Source organism: Rhodoblastus sp. (assembly GCF_041915505.1).
Classification (GTDB): Bacteria; Pseudomonadota; Alphaproteobacteria; order Rhizobiales; family Beijerinckiaceae; genus Rhodoblastus.
The window spans coordinates 1-2,201 of the sequence record NZ_JAYSBG010000473.1 but is presented as its reverse complement, the minus strand read 5'-3'; the positions used below and the strand labels follow the sequence as shown (position 1 = coordinate 2,201).

General features: G+C 66.3%; 3 protein-coding genes. All 3 read left to right on the top strand.

Annotation, left to right across the window (positions count from 1 at the left end; all coding sequences use genetic code 11):
* Window positions 1-1,296: stimulus-sensing domain-containing protein (locus tag ACE3S9_RS18805; RefSeq protein ID WP_374548002.1), on the top strand; the 1,296-nt coding region annotated here is incomplete at its 5' end.
* Between the two features lie 8 nt (window positions 1,297-1,304).
* The gene (locus ACE3S9_RS18800; protein ID WP_374548000.1) at window positions 1,305-1,784 is read left to right on the top strand and encodes an HPr kinase/phosphorylase; all 480 of its coding nucleotides are present in this window, start codon (window positions 1,305-1,307) and stop codon (window positions 1,782-1,784) included.
* Between the two features lie 193 nt (window positions 1,785-1,977).
* Window positions 1,978-2,201: PTS sugar transporter subunit IIA (locus ACE3S9_RS18795; RefSeq protein ID WP_374547999.1), on the top strand; the 224-nt coding region annotated here is incomplete at its 3' end.

Sequence of the window (2,201 nt, the reverse complement as noted above, 5' to 3'; positions counted from 1 at the left end):
GCGCGCTCGAACATTTTGCGTAACGAATTGCCGCCGCCCGGCCAGGAGGAGGGCCCGCGCTGGCTCGAATGGCTGCGCGATCTGGCGAGCGGCCGGTTCAATTCCGAAAAGCTGCCGCTCTATGAGGAGATCGGGGTCGCCAACGGCCGCACTTATCCCGAAGTCTCGGGGGCGCTGGACGGCCATGAGCAATCCTTCGTGCGCGTCAATGCGCGCGGCGAGACGGTGGTGACGGTCGGCGCGCCGATCCAGCGTTTCCGCACCGTGCGCGGCGCGCTGCTGCTCTCGACCCAGGGCAGCGACATCGACGAGGCCATAGCCGGCGAACGCCGGGCTTTGATCCGCATCTTCCTGGTCGCCGCCGCCATCATGTTCCTGCTGTCCGCCGCGCTTGCCGGCACCATCGCCGAGCCGATGCGCAAGCTGGCCGAAGCCGCCGACCGCGTGCGCCGGGGCGTGAAATCGCGGCAGGAAATTCCCGATTTCACCGGCCGCAACGACGAGATCGGCCATCTCTCCGGCGCCTTGCGCGACATGACCCGCGCCTTGTTCAACCGGATCGAGGCGATCGAGCGTTTCGCGGCCGATGTGGCGCATGAGCTGAAGAATCCGCTGACCTCGTTGCGCAGCGCGGTCGAGACCTTGCCGATCGCGCGCACCGACGAGTCGCGCGGCAGGCTGCTCGACGTGATCCACCACGACGTGCGCCGGCTCGACCGGCTGATTTCCGATATTTCCGACGCCTCGCGGCTCGACGCGGAACTGGCGCGCGGCGATCGCGATCCCGTCGACATCAATCAATTGCTGCGCGCGCTGGTCGATGTCGCCAATCAGGTCGACCGCGACGACCGCGTCAAGCTGCGCCTGACCGTCGCTTCGGGCGCGCAGCCGGGACCGTGGCTGATCCTGGGCCATGATTCTCGCCTCGGCCAGGTGTTCAACAATCTGTTCGACAACGCCCGCACCTTCTCGCCGCCGGGCGGCGAAGTGCGGGTGACCTTGCGCCGCGCGCGGGCGGCGCCGGCGGCCAAGGGGCAGCCGGCGCGCAACGGCTTCGAAATCCAGATCGACGACGACGGCCCGGGCGTTCCCGACCATGCGCTCGAGCGGATTTTCGAGCGTTTCTACACCGACCGCCCCGCCCAGAGCTTCGGTCAGAATTCCGGCCTCGGCCTGTCCATTTCGCGCCAGATCGTCGACGCCCATGGCGGGACGATCCGCGCCGAGAACCGCACGGATGCGGAGGGCGCGACGCTCGGCGCGCGCTTTATCGTCTTTCTTCCGGCGGCGGAATGAGGCGTCGGATGACCGAACTTTCCGGGGAGACGTTCAGGGTCAGCGCCAATGCCGTGGCGATCGGGGAACGTGGCGTGCTGATTCGCGGCGGATCGGGCGCGGGCAAGTCCAGCCTCGCTCTGGCGCTGGTCGAGGCCTGGCGCCGGCGGGGCGATTTTGCGCGTCTGGTCGGCGACGACCGCGTGGTGGTGCGGATTCGCGGCGGCCGGGCGCTGCTGAGCCCCCACGAGGCCATTTCCGGCCTGGCGGAATGGCGCGGGATTGGGCTGATCGAGCAGGATTACGAAAATTGCGCGGTTTTGGCGCTGATCGTCGATCTGGAGACGGATCGCGAGCACGCCGATTGTCCGCGCCTGCCGGAGCCGGAAGAATTATGCAAAAATTTCCACGGTTTGCGCGACGTGCCCCTGCTTCGGCTGCCCGCGCGGGAAACGGAGCGATCGGTGGCGGCCATTATGGCTTTTGTGCACAAACTTTCTGCAAAGTGATGCAAACCGCTCATTTCACTTGCCAAGTCGCGTGCAAACACGAAAATGGCCCGTCTGAAATTGGGCGATTTCGTGGCTGTTCGCGCGCTTTTGAGATGGGGCGCCGGGTCGCGACGCCGACCGTTCGGTTTTCCCCGGGCCTCAAGGCGTTGGCGGGAGCCCGGCGCGGGATAGGACAGGACGGTAAGTGTCGATGATCGGCATAGTGCTTGTAACGCATGGCCATCTGGCGACGGAGTTTCGCGCGGCGTTGGAGCATGTTTGCGGACCGCAATCGCAATTGGCGACCATCACCATTGGTCCCGAGGACGATATGGAGAGCCGCCGCCGGGACATCATCGAGGCGATCGCACAGGTGGATGCGGGGGCTGGTGTGGTGGTGCTGACCGACATGTTCGGCGGAACGCCGTCCAATCT

What these genes read in the sequence shown, in the direction of transcription:
- ACE3S9_RS18800 (WP_374548000.1), top strand. Translation starts at nt 1,305, where the DNA reads ATGACCGAACTTTCCGGGGAGACGTTCAGGGTCAGCGCCAATGCCGTG.